This window comes from Microbacterium algihabitans, assembly GCF_032464975.1.
Lineage (GTDB): Bacteria > Actinomycetota > Actinomycetes > Actinomycetales > Microbacteriaceae > Microbacterium > Microbacterium algihabitans.
This window is the reverse complement of sequence record NZ_JAWDIU010000003.1, coordinates 163646-182102: the sequence shown is the minus strand read 5'-3', so window position 1 is coordinate 182102 and position 18457 is coordinate 163646. Positions and strand designations below refer to the sequence as shown.

Annotated in this window: 17 protein-coding genes; 11 read left to right on the top strand and 6 right to left on the bottom strand. The window is 71.4% G+C overall.

Going from position 1 to position 18457, the window contains the following annotated elements:
• Positions 1–65 precede the first annotated feature (65 nt).
• The 4 genes from RWH43_RS10470 to RWH43_RS10455 all read left to right on the top strand — a co-directional run bounded on the left by RWH43_RS10470 (position 66) and on the right by RWH43_RS10455 (position 6978).
• Positions 66–1199, top strand: a complete 1134-nt coding sequence (locus RWH43_RS10470; protein ID WP_316001438.1) for an adenosylhomocysteinase — start codon at positions 66–68, stop codon at positions 1197–1199.
• Positions 1200–1212: 13 nt separating this feature from the next.
• Entirely contained in the window at positions 1213–2682 is a 1470-nt protein-coding gene (locus RWH43_RS10465; protein WP_316001437.1) for an MFS transporter, read from the top strand.
• Between the two features lie 251 nt (positions 2683–2933).
• Positions 2934–6386 (top strand): LPXTG cell wall anchor domain-containing protein, encoded by a 3453-nt coding sequence (locus RWH43_RS10460; RefSeq protein ID WP_316001436.1) that lies wholly within the window; start codon positions 2934–2936, stop codon positions 6384–6386.
• A gap of 82 nt (positions 6387–6468) precedes the next feature.
• Entirely contained in the window at positions 6469–6978 is a 510-nt protein-coding gene (locus RWH43_RS10455) for a hypothetical protein (protein ID WP_316001435.1), read from the top strand.
• Between the two features lie 28 nt (positions 6979–7006).
• Here RWH43_RS10455 and RWH43_RS10450 read toward each other — a convergent pair whose 3' ends face one another.
• Positions 7007–7972 carry a LacI family DNA-binding transcriptional regulator gene (locus tag RWH43_RS10450; RefSeq protein ID WP_144832632.1) on the bottom strand — a complete coding sequence of 322 codons (966 nt, stop codon included), beginning with the start codon at positions 7970–7972 and terminating at the stop codon, positions 7007–7009.
• Between the two features lie 199 nt (positions 7973–8171).
• On the opposite strand from RWH43_RS10450, the gene RWH43_RS10445 reads away from it, so the two are divergent.
• From RWH43_RS10445 to RWH43_RS10425, 5 genes are all read left to right on the top strand, one after another.
• Entirely contained in the window at positions 8172–8993 is an 822-nt protein-coding gene (locus tag RWH43_RS10445; RefSeq protein ID WP_144832636.1) for an ABC transporter permease, read from the top strand.
• On the top strand, positions 8990–9787 hold the full coding sequence (locus RWH43_RS10440; RefSeq protein ID WP_144832639.1) for an ABC transporter permease: 798 nt from the start codon (positions 8990–8992) through the stop codon (positions 9785–9787). The genes RWH43_RS10445 and RWH43_RS10440 overlap by 4 nt, the downstream gene beginning before the upstream one ends.
• On the top strand, positions 9784–10773 hold the full coding sequence (locus RWH43_RS10435; RefSeq protein ID WP_316001434.1) for an ABC transporter ATP-binding protein: 990 nt from the start codon (positions 9784–9786) through the stop codon (positions 10771–10773). Before RWH43_RS10440 ends, RWH43_RS10435 begins: the two co-directional genes overlap by 4 nt.
• A gap of 85 nt (positions 10774–10858) precedes the next feature.
• The gene (locus RWH43_RS10430; RefSeq protein WP_154097331.1) at positions 10859–11935 is read left to right on the top strand and encodes an ABC transporter substrate-binding protein; all 1077 of its coding nucleotides are present in this window, start codon (positions 10859–10861) and stop codon (positions 11933–11935) included.
• A 113-nt stretch (positions 11936–12048) separates the two neighbouring features.
• A complete protein-coding gene (locus RWH43_RS10425; RefSeq protein ID WP_316001433.1) occupies positions 12049–13182 on the top strand; it encodes an adenosine deaminase family protein in 1134 nt (377 codons plus the stop codon).
• Between the two features lie 19 nt (positions 13183–13201).
• Here the strand turns inward: RWH43_RS10425 and RWH43_RS10420 are convergent, their stop codons facing one another.
• The gene (locus RWH43_RS10420) at positions 13202–13402 is read right to left on the bottom strand and encodes a TFIIB-type zinc ribbon-containing protein (RefSeq protein WP_230705065.1); all 201 of its coding nucleotides are present in this window, start codon (positions 13400–13402) and stop codon (positions 13202–13204) included.
• Between the two features lie 54 nt (positions 13403–13456).
• Here RWH43_RS10420 and RWH43_RS10415 point away from each other — a divergent pair, with 54 nt between their 5' ends.
• A complete protein-coding gene (locus tag RWH43_RS10415; RefSeq protein ID WP_316001432.1) occupies positions 13457–14371 on the top strand; it encodes an aldo/keto reductase in 915 nt (304 codons plus the stop codon).
• Between the two features lie 7 nt (positions 14372–14378).
• Here the strand turns inward: RWH43_RS10415 and RWH43_RS10410 are convergent, their stop codons facing one another.
• The 4 genes from RWH43_RS10410 to RWH43_RS10395 form a co-directional block, all read right to left on the bottom strand.
• Complete coding sequence (locus tag RWH43_RS10410; RefSeq protein ID WP_144832654.1) at positions 14379–14762, bottom strand: hypothetical protein; 384 nt, start codon at positions 14760–14762, stop codon at positions 14379–14381.
• The gene (locus tag RWH43_RS10405; protein ID WP_144832657.1) at positions 14759–15754 is read right to left on the bottom strand and encodes a hypothetical protein; all 996 of its coding nucleotides are present in this window, start codon (positions 15752–15754) and stop codon (positions 14759–14761) included. The genes RWH43_RS10410 and RWH43_RS10405 overlap by 4 nt, the downstream gene beginning before the upstream one ends.
• Complete coding sequence (locus tag RWH43_RS10400; protein ID WP_316001431.1) at positions 15741–16256, bottom strand: RNA polymerase sigma factor; 516 nt, start codon at positions 16254–16256, stop codon at positions 15741–15743. Before RWH43_RS10400 ends, RWH43_RS10405 begins: the two co-directional genes overlap by 14 nt.
• Positions 16257–16563: 307 nt before the next feature.
• Positions 16564–16965 carry a PaaI family thioesterase gene (locus RWH43_RS10395; RefSeq protein ID WP_316001430.1) on the bottom strand — a complete coding sequence of 134 codons (402 nt, stop codon included), beginning with the start codon at positions 16963–16965 and terminating at the stop codon, positions 16564–16566.
• A gap of 144 nt (positions 16966–17109) precedes the next feature.
• Between RWH43_RS10395 and RWH43_RS10390 the strand changes: the two genes are divergently transcribed.
• Positions 17110–18435: an MFS transporter gene (locus tag RWH43_RS10390; RefSeq protein WP_144832667.1), complete on the top strand. Its 1326-nt coding sequence runs from the start codon at positions 17110–17112 to the stop codon at positions 18433–18435.
• Positions 18436–18457 lie beyond the last annotated feature (22 nt).

Here is an 18457-nt window from a genome sequence, read left to right as displayed (position 1 = left end):
ACCGGTCCGAGCTCTATCAGTGACGCGGGTGTCGTTCTTCGCCACCCCTCACTGATCGGATCGCCATGACCACCCGTACCTACCCCACCCCTCCCGCGCCCGGCCTCGACTGGGCCGACGCGCACATGCCCCTCACCCGCGAAGCCGTCCGCGAGCTCGCGCCGGTGTTCGACGGCCTGCGCATCGCGATGTGCCTGCACATCGAGCCGAAGACGGCGGTGCTCGTGCGCCTGCTCGTCGAGGCCGGAGCACAGGTCTCGCTCACCGGTTCGCCCGGGACCACCCGCGAAGACACCGTCGCCGACCTGCGGGATCGCGGTGTCACCGTGCACGCCGCCCGCGACGACGACGCCCCGCGCGTCGCCGCGGTGCTCGCGAGCGACCCGCACCTCATCCTCGACAACGGCGGCGACCTGTTCCGCGGCGTGCTCGACGGTCACCCCGCCCCGCACCTGTGCGGCGGGACCGAAGAGACGACGACCGGCGGCATCGTCCTGCGCCGTCGCGAGCACGAGGTGCGGCATCCGATCGTCGTCATCAACGACAGTCCGCTGAAGCTCTTGGTCGAGAACCGCTTCGGCGTCGGCCAGTCGGTGGTGCAGGCGTTCATGAACGCGACGAACCTCATGATCCCCGGCTCGCGGGCGACGGTCATCGGGTTCGGTCCGTGCGGGCGGGGGACCGCGCACACCCTGCGCCAGCTGGGTGCCGTCGTGACGGTGGTCGACACAGATCCCTACCGCGCCCTCGAGGCGTCGCTCGAGGGGTTCACCGTCGCCGGGCTCGACGAGGCGCTCGCGCAGGCCCGGTTCGTCTTCCTCGCCACCGGGGCACCCGGGGTGCTCGGGGCCGCGCAGATCGCGCACCTCCCGCACGGCGTCATCATCGCCGGGGTCGGTCATCACCCGTGGGAGATGGATCTGGCCGCGCTCGGCCGGCCCGTCGCCACCGAGGGATTCCACGCGACCTACGCCGTGCCCGGCGACCGCGCGGTGCACGTGATCGCCGACACCAACATGGTCAACCTCGTCGCGGGGCTCGGCAACCCGATCGAGGCGATGGACCTCGGGCTGACGCTGCAGGCGCGCTCGTTGGCCGCCGTCGCGCGGGGCGAGGTCGCCACCGGGGTGCACCCCGTTCCGGATGCCGTGGACCGAGGGATCGCCGAGGCCTTCCTGCGTCTGCGCACGGCGAACTGAGTCGCGGCGCCTCGTGACGGCATCCGCCCCCGCTCCCGACCCGCGTCGATGGCGTGCGCTCTCGGTCATGCTGATGGGGCAGTTCGCCGCCCTGCTCGACGTCAGCGTGACCAACGTCGCCCTGCCGTCGATCGGGCGCTCGACCGGGGCGGATGCCAGCGAACTCCAGTGGATCGTGACGGGGTACGTGCTCGCCTTCGCGCTCGTGCCGGTGATCGGCGGACGACTGGGTGACGGGTGGGGGCGGCGGCGCATCTTCACGATCGCCGTGCTCGGGTTCGTGATCGCGAGCGCCGCGGTCGGTCTCGCACCGAACGCGGGCCTGCTGATCGCGGCGCGGGTGGTGCAGGGGCTGTTCGGCGGCATGATGGGGCCGCAGGTCTCGGGCTTCATCCAGAACGCGTTCCCGGCGTGGGAGCGGGGCCGGGCCTTCGGGCGCCTGGGGCTCACGGTCGGCGCGGGCACCGCCCTCGGCCCGGTGATCGCGGGGCTGCTGATCTCGGCGGGCGGAACGGAGATCGGCTGGCGCCTGGTGTTCTTCATCAACGTGCCGGTCGGTGTCGCCGCGGTGCTGCTCGCCCGACGGTGGGTTCCCGCCGACGAGCCCGTGGCCGCGGCATCCGGTCAGCGCGTCGACGTGCTCGGGGCGGTGCTGCTGGGCGCCGGCGTGCTGTGTCTGCTGTTCCCGATCGTCGAGACCGGTCAGGGCGGGGGCCCGCTCATGCTGCTCCTGCTGATTCCGGCGGCGGTCTTCCTGTTCGGGCTCGTGCGGCACGAGGCGCGTCTGACGAGGGCGGATGCCGGGCCCCTTCTCGACCTGCGCCTGTTCCGCGTGCGCTCGTTCGTCACGGGCGTCGTGTTCGCGATTGTCTTCTTCTGCAGCAACACCGGCATCCCCCTCGTGCTCGCGCTGTACTACCAGGACGGACTCGGCTTCACCGCGCTGCAGTCGGGCCTCGGCGTCACGGCGTACGCGATCGGATCGGTGGTCGGCGCACCCGTCGCCGGTCGATTCGTCTCGCGGGTGGGGCGCCCGCTGCTCGTGGGCGCGGTCGCGGTCTTCACGACCGTCACGGTGATCCTCGGCGTGCTGGTGCAGACGGCGGCCGACGCGACCGATCCGGTCACCGTGATCCTGCGCCTGTGCGTGCCGCTGTTCGTGCTCGGCGTCGCGGGCGGCGCGATCGTCACGCCCAACCAGACGCTGACCCTCGCCGACGTCGACCCCCGACGCGGCGGGGTCGCCGGGGGCGTCGTGCAGACCGCGCAGCGCGTGGGATCGTCGATCGGCCAGACCGTGCTGGGCACGAGCTTCGTGCTCGCCGTCGGGGCCGCGGCCCGTGCGGGCGGTCCGGGTGATCCGGCACCGGATGCCGTTCCCTTCGCCGACGCGCTCACCCTCGCCCTCGCGGTGTCGGTGGTGTTCTCGGGCGCGGCGATGCTGCTCAGCGCGATCGAGGTGCGCCGCCACCGCGAGCGGTAGGCGGCCGGGAGCCCTTCGCCGCGCTCGGGCGGAACGCTCTCGTGCGCGTCAGGGGTGGGTTCCGAGGTGATTCCCCTGTTTCGCCGCGTTGCCGGGCGGTGAAGCGGCTCCCGCCGCGTCTCGGTGGTGGCGTCCGCGGGAGTGCAGCGGGCCCCGGACGGCGTCGGGTCGGACCCTACCCTGACGGGGCGTACCGACCGATCGGTGCGATGCGCCACCCGAATCCCGCACTCGACCCGCATCGGAGCCTCATGCGATCACTCGCGTCCTCGCGCGCACGCTGGTCCGCCCTCTCGGCGACCGTCCTGACGTCCGCGCTCGTCCTCAGCCTCGCCCCCGCGGCAACAGCCGCCCCGCCCGGAGGCGTTCTCGCCTCCGGCGACGACTGGTCCATCACCTCCGCGCCGGGCGGTTACCTGGTCAGCTACGAACTCGACGAGCCGCTCCCCATCGTGAGCGACGCGCCGACCCTTCTCGTCGACGGCGAGACGATCGGTCTCGCGACCGAGTCGGCCGACGGGCTCACCCTGTCGGTGTCCACCTCCGACTCCCGCGTCGTCTCCGCGCACGACGTCGAGAAGGGCTGGGCCTCCGGCGGAGGAGACAAGGCGGCGGAGGACCCGACCGCGAAGATCTCCTCCCGCACCGACGACGAGCAGGCCGCCCCGCGGACGACGACGTTCTCCGGGGCGGACGACCCCGCCGACCCGGGGCCGAACTCCGTGACCGAGGTGGAGTACGACTTCGGCGACCGCGCCATCGCGCTGCAGGGCATCGGCGGCATCCGGGGCGAGATGACCGGCAAGATGTACCTCACCGACGCCCCGGGTGAACGCCCCACCGTGATCCTGCTGCACGGCCGCCACGCCTGGTGCGCGACCGGAACGGCGAACACCCTGCGCTGGCCGTGCGACCCCAGCCAGGTGAACGTGCGGTCGTACCAGGGCTACGAGGGGACCGGGCGCGCCCTGGCCTCGCACGGCTACAACGTCGTGTCGATCGCCGCGAACGCGATCAACGCCAACGACAACCCGTTCGCCCTCGACTTCGGCGCGCGCGCACGCGGGCAGCTCGTGCTCGACACCCTCGACATGCTCGCGGCCGTCGACGCCGGTCGACCCGTCTCGTACAACGACGTGAGCTGGCCCGACGCGCAGGGGTCGTCGACCACCGTGACGCGCACGCTCGATCAGGCGCTCGCCTACGCCACCATCCGCTCGGACGCACCGGCGACCGCGGCGGCGGGGGTGACTGCCGCGAGCCTCGCCGGCCGCTTCGACCTGGACGACGTCGGGATCATGGGGCACTCTCGAGGCGGTGAGGGCGTGACCGCGGCGGTCACCCTGAACGCGGCGCGGGCCCAGCCGTTCGGCATCACCGCCGTTCTGCCCCTGGCGCCCGTCGACTTCGGCCGTATGACCGTTCCCGACGTTCCGATGAGCGTGGTGCTGCCCTACTGCGACGGCGACGTGGTCAATCAACAGGGCCAGCACTTCGTGGACGACTCGCGTCACGCCTTCGGCGACGACGTGCTGCGGTCGGCGGTGTGGGTGATGGGGGCGAACCACAACTTCTTCAACTCCGTCTGGACGCCCGGGAAGTACCCCTACGCGACCGGCGACGACTGGAGCACGAAAGACCTCACCTCGAGCTGCTCGACGACCGACTCCACCCGACTCACCGCCGCCGATCAGTACCAGGTGGGCGTGTCGTACATGACGGGCTTCTTCCGCATGACGATGGGGCACGAGAAGCAGTTCCAGTCGCTGTTCGACGGGTCGACCACGCCGTCGACGCCGCGTACCGCCTTCGCGGACGTGCGCGTCATGGCGGCGCAGCCCGGGTCGGCGACGAGTCTGGTGACCGACTTCGCCTCGCCGAGCACCCTGGTGCGCACCACCGGTGCGGCCTCCGCCCAGGTGTGTGCGAACGCTGAGACGTCGTCGTCGATCCCGCCGGCCATGCCGTACTGCACCACCCGCGACATCGGGTCGGCTCGCGTGCCGCACTGGACGCCGGCGCGGTTCGGGTTGAACGTCGAGGCCACGCCCGTCACGCGGTTCGTGTGGAGCGGCGGGACCGATCCGGCGACCCCGAGCACCGGGGAACTGCGGGTGTCGCTGCCGCCGGGCTCGCGCGACGTGTCGAAGCGGTCGCAGCTCACGGTGAAGATGGCCCCCGACCGCACGGTTACCTCGGGCACCGATGTCGTGGTCAGCGTCGTCGACGGTTCCGGCCGCGTCTTCAGCCGCGCCGTGTCGGACATCAACCCACTCGCCGTCAACCGCATGCCGGGCGGGTCTCAAGCCGTGCTGAACAAGTTCGTGCTGCAGCAGGTGACGATCCCGCTCTCCGACCTGGGGGTCGACCTCACCGACGTCCGCGAGGTGCGCTTCTCGGCCGCGGTCGGCGCCGACGGCACCGGGGCGGGTGGGCTCTACCTCTCCGACCTTGCTTTCGACACCCCGACCAGCATCGCCGCGGACGTCCGCAAGCGGACCACGGTGGGCGTCGGGTCGACGATCGTGGAGGAGACGGACGGCCCGAGTACCGCGCAGGTGGCGGTGGCGCTGAATCACGCCGACTCGGCGACGGTGACCGCGTGGTTCAGCGTGCTGGGCAACGGTGTCGTGTCGTCGGCCTCGCAAAAGGTCGTCTTCGCCCCAGGGGAGATCTGCAAAACCGTGACCGTCCCCATCGTCGGCAACGACACCGCGTCGGCCACCCCCACCTCGTCGTTCGTCATCAGTGCGACGAACTCGACGGATGCCGTGATGGGGGCGGACGCGTTCGGACGGCTCTCCGTGCGGGAGGACGACGGCGTGACGGGTGACAGCCCCGAGCTCGCCCCGGTCGGAGTGCAGGGGGATGCCTGCGCGGAGCTCGCGGCCGCGCTCACCCCGGGCCGGCTCTCCGCGTCTGAGACGGAGGTCGCCCCGGGCGGCTCCGTCACCCTCACCGGGTCGGGTTTCCGCGCCGGTGAGACCGTCCGCTTCACCCTCGCGGGCGAGGAGATCGCCTCGGTCGTCGCGGACGCCAGCGGAACGGCGACGGTCGAGGTCAAGATCCCGGCGGACGCCGCGCGGGGTGTGCGGGCCGCCGAGGCGGAGGGCGAAGGCTCGGGTCGGCTGCTGGACGTCGACATCGCGGTGCTGACTCCCACCTCGACCACCGTCACGCTCGACGGCGGTTCGACGCTCACCGCGGGCGGCGCGTTACGCTTCACGGCGACCGTCGACGGCGCGAGCGAGGGCACGGTGCACCTGGTGGTCGTGCCGGCCGCGACCGATTTCGACCAGACGGAGCGCGTCCTCGCCTCGGCCACGCTCGTCGACGGCAGCGCTCAGCTGGACGTTCCGGACGGATTGCCGGCCGGGACGTACGTCGTGAAGGCGGTGTTCGACCGCACCGACACCGCGTCGGCGTCGGCTTCCGAGCCGCTGTCGTTCACGGTGGCCGACGCGCCCGGATCCGGCGACGCCGGCGGCTCGCCCTCGTCGGGTGCCCCCGCGAGCACGGGCGGCGGGGCGAGCGGAAACCCTGCGCCCGCCGCGCAGCCGACCGGCGACCAGCTCGCGCGCACGGGTACCGCAGAGGTCTGGGCGTTGCTCGTGGCGGGTGCGGGTCTGCTCGGTGCCGGGGCGCTCGCCGTGGTGATCCGTCGCCGTCGTCAGGGCGTCGATCCGGTCGCTCGGAAGATCTGACGACGATGCCGGTCCGCCCGGTCGAGCTCGCCCTGCCGGCGTCTCGACCGGGCGGACGTGCGTTATCTCAAAATCAGGAGACATGGATACGCCCTCGCCGTCGTCGCTCGACGGTGTCATCCTCATCGGAACCCGGTTGCGGTGCCTGGCGGCATCCGCCGTGCCCCCGCTCGAACGGTCCCTGCCGACGGACCGCTCGGTCACCGTCGTGGGGGTCGATGCGACCGTGGTGACGAGCCGGGCGGAGTGGATCGCCCTGCTGCACACCGCCGAACTCGCCGTGTGGGGCACCGGCGCCGCCGGGCCGCACGTCGTCGCCGTGGTGCAGGCGCCCCTCCCGCTCCCGGTGCGCATACATCACCGGCTGCAGCGGTGGGCGTTCTCGCTGCTGCAGCGCTTCGCGTGCGAGCGCGGAGCGGATGTCGACGTGACGGTGCTCGTCGTCGCCGCCGACACCCCGGCCGAGCTCGTGCGACGGCGCGTGGGCGAACTCGTGCGACGACCGGTCGGGGTCAACCAGGCGTCGGTGCTGTACGAGCACGAAGTGCGCGAGCGGACGATCGCTCAGGCGGCGACGGCCGACTTCGTCTGAGCGGCGACCCGCACCGGCCCGGGATGCGTCAGACCGGGGTGGTCTCGGGCCAGTGCACCGCCACGTCGAGGCGGCGTCGTTCGCCGGCGTCGGCGCCGGTGGCGAGCAGATCGACGAGCGCGGCCATCGCCTCGCGGCCCAGCTCGTCGCCGTCCACGTCGATCGCCGGCACCTCGTCGGCCCCGATGGCCTCGGCGACCAGGCGCTCGGCACTCACGACGATCTCGCCGGGTGACGAGACTCCCCGCGCCCTCAGCGCGAAGACGAGTCCCAGCCCGATCGACGTCGCATAGGGCACCACGGCGGTCGCGCCCGAGGTCACCACCGCATCGGCCGCACCGACCCCGGCCGCGAAGGTCGCGGGGAAGGGTCCCAGTCGGGTCAGCGCGACGCGGTCGCCGACCGCCCGGTCGATCGCCGCGCTCCGCTGCGCATCCTGCCACGATCCCTCCGGACCGCCCAGGTAGGCGATCGCCCGGTGCCCGTCGTCCGCGAAGCGCGCGGCGAGGTCGGCGAAGGCGCGCGCGGTGTCGGCGACGAGCGAGGTCATTCCCGCGACCTCCCTGTCGACGAGCACTGTCGGGCCGAAGGCGCCCACCTCGCGCACGACAACGTCGGGCGCGCGCGGGGCGACCAGGATGCATCCGTCGACCTGACGCATGAGGCGCCCCAGGTCCACGATGTCGTCGGCGTCGTCGAGCGGGTGCACCGCGACGGTGAGCTGCAGGTCGGATGCGCGAGCGCGGGCCTGCGCCCCGGCGATGATGGGCGTGAAGAAGGCGTTGTCGAGGGTCGGCACGACGAGGGCGACGATGCCGCTGTCGCCACGGGCGAGGTGACTGGCCGCGCGATTCGGAACGAACCCGAGCTGCACCGCGGCGGCGCGAACGCGCGCGACCGTCTCGGGGGCGACGAGATCGGGGCGCCCGAGCGCCCGGGATGCCGTCGACTTGGCCACACCGGCCAGAGCGGCGACGTCGGCGAGCGTCGTCACGGATTCCCCTTCCGCTGACGCGAGCCTCGCGCACAGTCCGATCATCCTACTGAGCCGTGACAACCGGTTGCGTTGGCGGCGGGACGGCGTTTTACACGCTGTTTACACGAGGGGTCGCATTTCGGCTCGCGAGCGCCCTACGGTGGTAACAACCGGTTGCGCAACCGGTTGCAAACCCCCTCACGAACGGAGTCCGCCCGTGCTGTCACGCCGTACCGGACTGCTCGCCCTGCCGGGGCTGGCGCTGCTGCTGGTGGGGTTCCTCGTCCCCTCGGTGGCGATGCTCTTCGCACCTCCCGGAGTCAGCGCGCTCGACATCTTCGAGCGCCTCGGCCGCATGCTGACCGACCCCTACGACCTCGCGATCATCGGACGCACCGTCGGCCTCGGGCTCATCGTCACGATCGTCTGCATCGTGCTCGGCTTCCCGATCGCGTACCTGCTGGCCCGCTCGACCTCCCGCTGGGCGGGCGTGCTGCTCGCCCTCGCGATCTTCCCGCTGCTGCTCAGCAACGTCGTGCGCACCTTCGGTTGGCTCGTGCTGCTGGGCTCGAACGGCGCGGTCGGACAACTGCTCGTCGGGCTCGGGCTCGTCGAGAAGGCGCCCCAGCTGCTCTACACGGAGCTGGCGATCGTGCTCGGCCTCACGCAGCTCTTCCTCCCGCTCGCGGTGATCTCGTGCTACTCCGCCGTCGCCCAGGTCGACCCGGGCCTCGACGACGCCGCCCGCGGACTCGGCGCCGGTCGCACCCGCACCTTCTGGGGAATCGTCGTGCCGCTGTCGGCTCCCGGCATGGTGGTGGCGGCGACTCTGGTCTTCGCCGGGAGCGTCACCGCCTACACGACGCCGTACCTTCTGGGCGGGTCGAGCCAGCGCATGCTGTCGACGCAGCTCTACTCGTACTCGAGCGTCAGCATCGACTGGGCCGCCGCCAGCGCGACCGCGATCATCATGACCGTCCTGGTCTTCGCGGTGTCGGGGCTGTCGGCCGTCGTCGGACGACGGGGGGCCACCTCGTGAAGACCTCGCGTCCCGTCGCGGCCTCGCTCGCCGTCGCCGGCTACATCGTGATGATCGTTCCGATCCTCTTCGTGGTCGCCACCGCGTTCACCGCCGGTCGCTCGCTGAAGTTCCCGCCCGAGGGTTTCTCGCTGCGCTGGTTCGAAGCCGCCTTCTCGTACGACCCGTTCCTGTCGGCCCTGGTGTCGAGCCTCGAGCTCGCCCTGCTCGCAACGCTGCTCGCACTGGTGATCGGCGTGCCGGTGACCCTGGCGATCCATCGCGGCCGTCTTCCCGGCAAGGGCATCGTCGAGGGGTTGTTCCTGTCGCCGCTGATCGTGCCCGAGCTGGTCGTCGGCCTGGCGCTCTACCAGCAGCTGATCATCGGTCTGCGTCTCGACAACTTCCCCGTGCTGCTGATCGGTCACACGGTGCTGATGCTCCCGTACGCGGTGCGCGTGACGGGTGCCTCGCTCGCGCTCGCCGACCCCGGTGTCGAAGAAGCCGCCCGCGGCCTCGGCGCCTCGCCGGTGCGCACCTTCTTCACCGTGACCCTGCCGCTGCTGCGCCCCGGCATCTTCTCCGCCGGGCTGCTGAGCTTCGTCACCTCGTTCAACAACGTGCCGCTGTCGCTGCTGCTCCAGAGCCGCGACTTCCGCACGCTCCCGGTCACGATGCTCGACTACGTGCAGCAGAGCTACGACCCCATGGTCGCGGCGACCAGCACCATCATCCTCGCGGGCACGGTCGTCGTGGCCGTCATCGCCGAACGCACGGTCGGCTTCGCCCGCATCTTCGGAGGGATCAACCGATGACCACTGCAGCAGAATTCGTCGGGGTCACCCAGCGCTTCGGCGACTTCACCACCGTCGACGACATCGACCTCGCCATCCCCATGGGCAAGCTCACGACGCTGCTCGGCCCGAGCGGGTGCGGCAAGACCACGTCGCTGCGCATGCTCGCCGGCTACACGCAGCCCACCTCCGGGCGCATCATGATCGCGGGAACGGATGCCACGCGCCTGCCTCCCGAGAAGCGCGGCCTCGGCATGGTGTTCCAGTCGTACGCGCTGTTCCCGCACATGAGCGTGGCCGAGAACGTCGGCTACGGCCTGAAGCTGCGCAAGGTCGCCCCGACCGAACGCAAACGCCGGGTCGCCGAGGCCCTCGACCTCGTGGGGCTCGGGCACCTCGCCGCGAGCCGGCCCAAGAAGCTCTCGGGCGGGCAGCAGCAGCGTGTCGCCCTCGCCCGCGCGATCGCCATCCGCCCGACCCTGCTGCTGCTCGATGAGCCCCTGTCGAACCTCGACGCCCGCCTGCGCGTGCAGATGCGCGCCGAGATCCGTCGCATCCAGGCCGAGACCGGCCTCACCGTCGTGCTCGTCACCCACGATCAGGACGAAGCCCTCGAGATGTCCGACCGCATGGTGCTCATGCGCGCCGGCCGCATCATGCAGGAGGGCGCTCCCTCCGAGGTGTTCGGCGCTCCGGCCAACCGGTTCGTCGCCGAGTTCCTGGGCTACGAGAACTTCGTGACGGATGCCGACGGGTCGCTCACCACCGTGAGGCCCGAGCACCTGACACTCGGTGCGTCGGCGGCATCCGGACTCTCGATCGACGGCGTCGTCACCGACGTGGCGTACCGCGGCGTCGACCGCCTCGTCACCGTCGAGACCGTCGACCGCGCCGGAGAGACGGTCCGCCTCGTCGCCGACGTCCGCGACGAAGACGTCACGGCCCGCCCGGGCCAGAGCGTCACCGTGTCGGCACCCGCCGCGCGACTCATCCGGCTCGCGGCCTGACCCGCGCGCTTCCCCTGCCTGCTCCACCCGCCCCGCCCCACCGCACACGTCGGCCGGCCCCGCCCGCCGTTCGAGAGGACACCGCATGAACCGCACCCCCCGCCGCATCCTCGCGGCCTCGTCCGTCTTCGCCGCCACCGCGCTCATCGCCACGGGATGCTCCGGCTCCTCCGGCGGCGGCGATGCCGCGGCGAGCGACACCATCGTCGTCAGCACCTTCCCGTTCGGCGTCGAGGAGTTCCAGAAGGCCGTCATCGACCCCTTCACTGAGAAGACCGGGATCAAGGTCGAGGTCGAGACCGGCAGCAACGCCGACCGTCTGTCGCAGCTGCAGCTGGCCGCTGGGGATCCCGGCATCGACGTGATGCTGATCTCCGACACCTTCGCGGCATCCGGACAGGAGAAAGACCTGTTCCAGTCGTTCGACGAGTCGAACGTGCCCAACCTGGCGAACATCGCCGACTTCGCCGTCGAGGAGGGCTTCGACGGCCCCGCGTACAGCTACCAGCTGAACGGCACCATCTACAACACCGGCGAGGTCACCGCGGCGCAGGCCGCCGACTGGTCGCTCTACGCCGACCCCGCCCTCAGCGGTCGCCTGGCGTTCCCCGACATCTCGGTCACCGCCGGTCAGCTCGCCGTCTCGGGCGTCGCCGACGCGTTCGGCAGCGGCCCGTTCGACATCGACACGGCCTACTCGACCATCGGCGGCTGGGCCCCCGGCATCCTGCAGTTCTACTCGTCGTCGACCGAGGTGACCAACCTGCTCACGCAGGGCGAGATCGTCGCCGCCGACGCGCTCAGCGGGTTCGCGACCACGCTGATCGCCTCGGGTGAGCCGGTCGCGTGGACGGCGCCGACCGAGGGCCGCTACATGGCGACCAACCGCGCCATGATCCCCGCGGGTGCGCCGAACGTCGAGGGCGCCTACGCCTTCGTCGACTACCTGCTCTCCACCGAGGCCCAGAGCCAGTCGGCCAAGATCGTCGGCGACCTGCCCGTCGCCCTCGACGCCGAGATCCCCGCCGAGATCACCGCCGTCGTCGGCGACATCGCCGCCGACCCGGTCGCCGCCGGCTACTCGACGCTCGACCCGGCGGAGATCCTCCCCAACCGCGGTCAGTGGGTCGAACGTTTCGCCCGTGAGGTCACCTCGCGCTGACCCCCCGACCGGTCGTCCGTGCCCCACGCCGGGCGACCGCCCGCCCGGCCACCGAGATCCCCCCGCTCGGTGGCCGGGTCCCCTCCGCTCCACCACGCACGAACGGCTCCACCATGTCCGCACAGCCCCTGCCCGCCGCGTACCTCCACCGCCTGCCCAAGGCCGATCTGCACTGCCACCTCATCGGCACGGTGCGCCCCGCGACGTTCGCCGAGCTGGCGCGACGGGAGTCGCTCGCCCTGCCGGCCGACCCCGAGCGCATCTTCGCCGACATCAACTCGCTGCCGCCGGATCCCGCCCTGTACCGGCACACCCGCATCCCGGTGCCTCAGGAGCGCGGCGCCGATGAGCCCGCCGTGTCGTACTCGCTGTTCCAGGTGTCGAACTGGGTGGTCGAGGTGCTGCGCGACGCCGACGATCTGACCCGCATCGTCTACGAGGCCTTCGAAGACGCCCACCGCCTCAGCGGTACCCGTCACCTCGAGCTCTTCTTCGACGCGCTCCCGCCGCATCTCGCCTCGCTCGGCTACTCGGGCGCGGTCGAGGCCTACGCCGAGGGAATCCGCCGTGCCGAGCGCGACTTCGGTATGACGGGGCTCATGATCCAGGGCATCGACCGCAGCCGTAGCGGCGACGAAGCCCTCGAGGTCGTGCGCCGCGTCGTCGACAACCCGCACCCCTACGTCGCCGGCATCGGCCTCGACAACCTCGAGACCGCAGGTCCCCCCGAGCGCTTCGTCGACGCGTACCGGCTCGCGGGCGAGGCGGGCCTCGGCCGCACGGCCCACTCGTCGGAGCACGCCCCCACCGCCGTCAACACGATCACGTGTCTCGACGAGCTGGGCTGCGACCGCATCGACCACGGCTACTACGTGCTCGAAGACGACGAGGTCGTCGCGCGGCTACGCGATCAGCAGGTCGCCTTCACCGTCGCCTCCACCACCTCGCGCCGGTCGTGGCGTCCGTGGCGACGCGCGTCGATCTCGGCGATGCTCGACGCGGGCCTCAACGTCATCCCGTGCTCCGACGACCCCGGCATGTTCCCCACCACGTTGGCATCCGAGTACCGCATCGTCTCTGAGCAGATCGGCGCCACCGCCGACCAGGTGCGCCGCATGGCCGTCGCCTCGTTCGAGGCGTCGTGGCTTCCCGCCGCGGAGCGTGCCCGTGCGGTCGCCGCGGCCGAAGCGGAGATCGCGGCGCTCGACGCCGAGTTCGACCTGGTGGCGCCCGCGTCGGGACGCTGACGCCGCGGGGGTCGGGGCCTCAACTCTCGTCGGCCCAGCGGTCGCGGTAGCCGCGATCGTCGTCGGGCCGCGCGGCATCCGGTGCCGCCCAGTCGACCTGGAAGCCGCACTCGCGGCACTCGTCGGCGGTGACCTGCTCGTCGAGCAGAGGATGCATCGTCACCCCGCACGCCGGGCAGATCGGCTGCCGGTCGTCGGTGTACGGGTCGCGCAAGGTCATGGCGGGTGCAACCGCGCGCTGTCGTGTCGTGTTCCCCGCCGCTAGCGTCGGAGCATGCACGTCGCCCGCCTCGGTCTCGGCCTCGCCGCCGTCGGCCGCCCCGCCTACATCACCACGGCCCGCGACGAGGATCTCGGCGATCCGGCCTCGCGCTCGATCGAGGCGTTGCGCGACCGTGCGCACGCGCTGCTCGACGAGGCGTGGGCTCTCGGCATCCGCTACGTCGACGCGGCCCGCTCGTACGGGCGCGCGGAGGAGTTCCTCGGGTCGTGGCTCGCACGGCATCCGGAGCGTCGCGCCGCGCTGACGATCGGTTCGAAGTGGGGCTACGCCTACGTCGGTGAATGGCGGATGGATGCCGCGGTGCACGAGCGCAAAGAGCACTCGGTCGCCATGTTCGACCGGCAGTGGCCCGAGACGCTCGCGGCGCTGGGCTCGGCTCCGGACTTCTCCCTCATCCACTCGGTGACCCCCGACAGTCCCGCGCTGTCGGATGCCGTCCTGCTCGACCGGCTGCGCGCCCTGCGCGACCGCGGCGTCCGCGTCGGCCTGTCGACGAGCGGGCCGCACCAGGGCGAGCTGATCCACGCCGCCCTCGCGGTCGATGAGCACCCCTTCTCGGTGGTGCAGTCGACGTGGAACCTGCTCGAGACCTCGGTCGCGCCGGCCCTGCAGACGGCCCACGACGACGGCTGGACAGTGGTGGTGAAAGAGGCTCTCGCCAACGGCGAGCTCGCGCACGCCGAGTCGGGCAGCCGCCTCGACCGCCTGGCATCCGGACTCTCGCCCGACGTGTTCGCCCTCGGCGCCGCACGAGCGCAGCCCTGGGCCGACATCGTGCTCAGCGGAGCGACGACGGCCGCGCACCTGCGCCGCGGGGTGCAGGCGGGCCCCGTCGCGGCCCCGGACGAGCTCGCGACCGATCCCGACGACTACTGGCGCCGGCGGTCGGAGCGCCCCTGGCGGTGAGCTGCGCTCAGGGCACGCAGTTCAGCGTCGCGACGGTGCCCGAGACGTTCGCCCACGAGGTCGCGATCGCCGTGGCCAGCACCGCGCCCGACGACGAACGCGCCTGGACGTAACCGGAGGATCGCGCGTCGGCGATCGAGCGCACGGTGATGCCGGGGGAGTAGGTGCCGCACGTCGAGAACGACACGCGCGTGCCCGAGAGGCTCGATCCGCTGAAGGCGCAGACGTTGCCGTCGGCGCAGCTTCCGACCGCGCGCTCGGTGCCGGAGGGGACGTCCATGGTCATGCCCAGCTCGGGCCATTCGGCGTGATGGGAGTCGATGACGACGCCGCCCGGGATCTCGCGGAGGGCCGCGGCGATGTCGGGGTGCAGCTGGTCGGTGCTGGTCATTCGGTGTCCGCCTTCCTGTCAAGGACATCCCAGAGGGTGTAATCGGTGATGGATCCCGCGGGGAGCTTCAGAGTGTCGCTGTCGGCGAGGAGCGCGGATTCGAACCCGACGATGCGCCCCGTGTCGGCCGAGAGCAACAGAGTCGACTCCGACGTGGTCAGCCCCGACGGCACCGCGGCGAGACCGACGACCGGGCGGCCGAGGCGGTCGAAGGCCGTTCCGACCACGCGGAGTCCGGGGGCCTGGCCGACGACCTCGAGCAGGGCTGCCTGCTGCGGACCGGTGAGCGTCCACTCGCCGAGCAGGGCGCGCGCCCCGAGCATCGCATCGCCCGCCGTCAACTGATCGCCGGCGCCCGTCGAGGTGAGCACCAGTGCCCGCATCGCGTCGACCGTCGGCTCGGGTGGGGTGGGGGAGAGGGGCGCGAACTGGTTCTGCACGAACGTCAGGTCGCCCACGACGGTGCCCGGCGTCGGTTCTCCGGCCGGGACCGTGTCTCCCGCCGCGTTCGTCGCCTCGGCGGCGGTCGTCACGACCGAACCGGACAGGTCGGCGTTCCACCGGACGTCGACCCACTCGCGGCGGAACACCGTCGCTTCGGCCTCGTCGGGCGACCCGCTGAAGTACCAGCCGAGAGAGAGCGAGCGGCGCTCGGGCTCGGCGGGTCCGGTGCCGTCGGTCAGGCGTTGCCGCGCCTGCGCGATCACCTGCGAGGCGTCGTCGGAGATCACGGTGAACGCCAGAGGTTGGGGAGTGAGGGCGGATGCCGGCGAACTCGGCATCCACAGGACTCCGGTCACGATCGCCAGCACGAGGACGACGACCGCGGCGGCGGAGCCCCACGTCACGAAGGCCGGTCGGCGGCGCGTGTTCTGCGCGGACGCGGCGAAGGCACGGGCTCGACGTTCGGCGTCGAGCGGGATCGGGGCGTCGAGGGGGGTGCGCGCCGGATCGAGGCGCTGCAGGGCGCGGGTCAGATCATCGTCGGTCATCGAACACCTCCTCCGCCGAGACGGTGGTCCCCTCGAGCAAGGGCCGGAGTTTCGCCCGCACGCGGTTCAACCGGGTCCAGACGGTCCCCGCACTGGCGCCGACGACGATCCCCACCTCGGCCGCCGAGAGCTCCTCCCAGTACGTGAGCCAGAGGATCTCCCGCTCGCGTTCGGAGAGCTCGCGGATCGCGTCGACCAGACGTTCGATCATCTCGCCCTCCGACGAGCTCGAGAGAGTGCGCACCTGGTCTTCGATGTGCGTCCACAGTGCCCCCTCCCTGTCTCGTCGTCGGTACTCGTTCGCGATGAGGTTGCGTGCCGTGCGGTACAGCCACGGCAATCCGAACGGCTCTCGCGGATCCCGCTTGCGCCACGCGATCTCGAAGCACTCCATCGTGAGGTCGTCGGCGGCCTCGCGATCCGACACGCGTCGCTCGATGAACCGTCTGACCGCGTTGTAGTGCTCACGGAAGAGCGCCACGAAGCCCGCGTCGTCCGTCACCGCCGTCTTTCCTCGTGCTCGTACCCGGGCTGTGTCGCCAGGGCGGTGAACCTTACGGCGGAGCCGCGGAAAAAACTTTTCGACCCCGGTGTAAGGAATGCGGCGGGGGTGACACAGCACTGGTGGGGGTGGGTGCCGTCTCCGGCTTCGAGAGGGCACCCGCATGCCCGTCGTCCGATGTTCGGGTCTGACGACGACGGGCGAGGGGTTGCGCCGCATGGGGGTGGCGCAACCCCTCGGATACCCGTCATGCGTTCCAGGATGTCAGAGTCGCGACGCCTTGCCCGGCGTCGACTGCGCCGTCCGGCTAGGGCTTCGCGTCCGGGTCGACGAGCAGGTTCGTGATGCGGGCCGTCGCGATCGGCCTGCCGTCGTCGTCGGTGACGTGGACGTCGTACGTCGCGAGACGTCGACCTCGGTGCGCCGCCGTGGCGACGGCGTGGATCCGCCCGTCACCTGCCCCGCGGTGGTGCGTGATGTTGAGGTCGACCCCGACGCAGACCTTGCCGTAGCCCGACGCGTGGATCATGGCCGCCCACGAGCCGACTGCCTCGGCGAGGGCGGCGGTCGCCCCGCCGTGCAGGCGCCCGAGCGACTGCGTGTTGCCCTCCACCGGCATCGAGGCCGCGACCCGGTCGGCCGACTGCTCGGTGACGGTGATGCCGAGACGCTCGTCGAGGGCTCCGGGGACGATGCTCCACACCGGCATGACTGCTCCTTCCGCCGCGCTCGTGCGCAGCCGACTCGTGCGCTCTTGTCGAGCGCGTCCGGCTCTGACACTATTACTGAACGCTCGGTCGGTAACAGATCCGATCGAGATCCACCGCCCTGCCCACAGAACGACGGAGTTCTCATGGCCACCACCCACGCCCCGGCATCCACCCGTGCCACCGCAGGTATCTCGCGAGAGGAACGGCGCGTGCTCGCCGGCACCCTCGTGGGCACCTCTATCGAGTGGTACGACTTCTTCATCTACGCCCAGGCGGCGGGGCTCGTGCTCGCGCCGCTGTTCCTCGCCCCTCTCGCCCAGACCGATCCGGCCATCGCCCAGGTGCTGTCGTTCGCGACGATCGGCATCTCGTTCCTCTTCCGCCCGCTCGGCGCCGTCGTGGCCGGATGGCTCGGCGACCGCCTCGGCCGCAAGAAGATGCTCGTGCTCACGCTCATCATGATGGGCGTCTCGACGGCCCTCATCGGCGTGCTCCCGACCTACGCCGCGATCGGCGTGGCCGCCCCCATCCTGCTCATCCTCCTGCGCGTGCTGCAGGGCTTCTCGGCCGGTGGCGAGTGGGGCGGTGCGGCCCTGCTCTCGGTCGAGCACGCCCCTGTCAACCGCCGCGGCTACTTCGGCGCGTACCCGCAGATCGGGGTGCCGGTCGGCATGATCCTCGCCACCGCGACGCTGTGGATCCTCACCTCGTCGATGTCGGCCGAGGCCTTCCTCGCGTGGGGCTGGCGCGTGCCGTTCCTCTTCTCGATCGTGCTCATCGTCGTCGGATACGTCATCCGCCGCGCGGTGGAGGAGAGCCCCGTGTTCGAAGACCTCGTGCGCCGCCGCAAGGAGTCGTCGGCCCCTCTCGGTCAGCTGTTCCGCAAGAACTGGCGCCAGGTCGCCCTGACGGCGTTCGTCTTCATCGGCAACAACGCCGCGGGCTACCTGCTCATCGCGTTCTTCGCGACGTACTCCGTCACGGCGTTGGGCATGGATCGCCCCACCGTGCTGCTGGCCACGACCCTGGCATCCTTCGGCTGGCTCGGCTTCACCCTGTGGGGCGGCCGGCTCTCGGACCGTCTCGGACGCGTGCGCACCTTCCAGCTCGGCTACCTGCTGCTGGCCGTGTGGGCCGTGCCGATGTGGTTCCTCATCGACACCGCGAACATCGTCTGGTACTTCGTCGCGCTGTTCGTGATGACGCTCGGCCTCGGCCTGTCGTACGGACCGCAGGCCGCGCTGTACGCCGAGATGTTCCCCGCGAACGTGCGGTACTCGGGCGTCTCGATCGGCTACGCGCTCGGCGCGATCATGGGCGGAGCCTTCGCCCCGATGATCGCCGAGGCCCTGCTGCGCTCGACCGGCGCCTCGTGGACGATCGGCGTGTACATCGCGATCGCCGCGCTCATCTCGCTCGGCGCCGTCTCGCTCATCACGGAGCCGAAGGGCGTCGATCTGCGGGCGTGATCCCGGATGCCGAGGAGGGGCC

What these genes read in the sequence shown, in the direction of transcription:
- RWH43_RS10395 (WP_316001430.1), bottom strand. Translation starts at nt 16,965, where the DNA reads ATGCCGGTGTGGAGCATCGTCCCCGGAGCCCTCGACGAGCGTCTCGGC.
- RWH43_RS10455 (WP_316001435.1), top strand. Translation starts at nt 6,469, where the DNA reads ATGGATACGCCCTCGCCGTCGTCGCTCGACGGTGTCATCCTCATCGGA.
- RWH43_RS10435 (WP_316001434.1), top strand. Translation starts at nt 9,784, where the DNA reads ATGACCACTGCAGCAGAATTCGTCGGGGTCACCCAGCGCTTCGGCGAC.
- RWH43_RS10470 (WP_316001438.1), top strand. Translation starts at nt 66, where the DNA reads ATGACCACCCGTACCTACCCCACCCCTCCCGCGCCCGGCCTCGACTGG.
- RWH43_RS10415 (WP_316001432.1), top strand. Translation starts at nt 13,457, where the DNA reads ATGCACGTCGCCCGCCTCGGTCTCGGCCTCGCCGCCGTCGGCCGCCCC.
- RWH43_RS10460 (WP_316001436.1), top strand. Translation starts at nt 2,934, where the DNA reads ATGCGATCACTCGCGTCCTCGCGCGCACGCTGGTCCGCCCTCTCGGCG.
- RWH43_RS10410 (WP_144832654.1), bottom strand. Translation starts at nt 14,762, where the DNA reads ATGACCAGCACCGACCAGCTGCACCCCGACATCGCCGCGGCCCTCCGC.
- RWH43_RS10420 (WP_230705065.1), bottom strand. Translation starts at nt 13,402, where the DNA reads ATGACCTTGCGCGACCCGTACACCGACGACCGGCAGCCGATCTGCCCG.
- RWH43_RS10425 (WP_316001433.1), top strand. Translation starts at nt 12,049, where the DNA reads ATGTCCGCACAGCCCCTGCCCGCCGCGTACCTCCACCGCCTGCCCAAG.
- RWH43_RS10390 (WP_144832667.1), top strand. Translation starts at nt 17,110, where the DNA reads ATGGCCACCACCCACGCCCCGGCATCCACCCGTGCCACCGCAGGTATC.
- RWH43_RS10405 (WP_144832657.1), bottom strand. Translation starts at nt 15,754, where the DNA reads ATGACCGACGATGATCTGACCCGCGCCCTGCAGCGCCTCGATCCGGCG.
- RWH43_RS10430 (WP_154097331.1), top strand. Translation starts at nt 10,859, where the DNA reads ATGAACCGCACCCCCCGCCGCATCCTCGCGGCCTCGTCCGTCTTCGCC.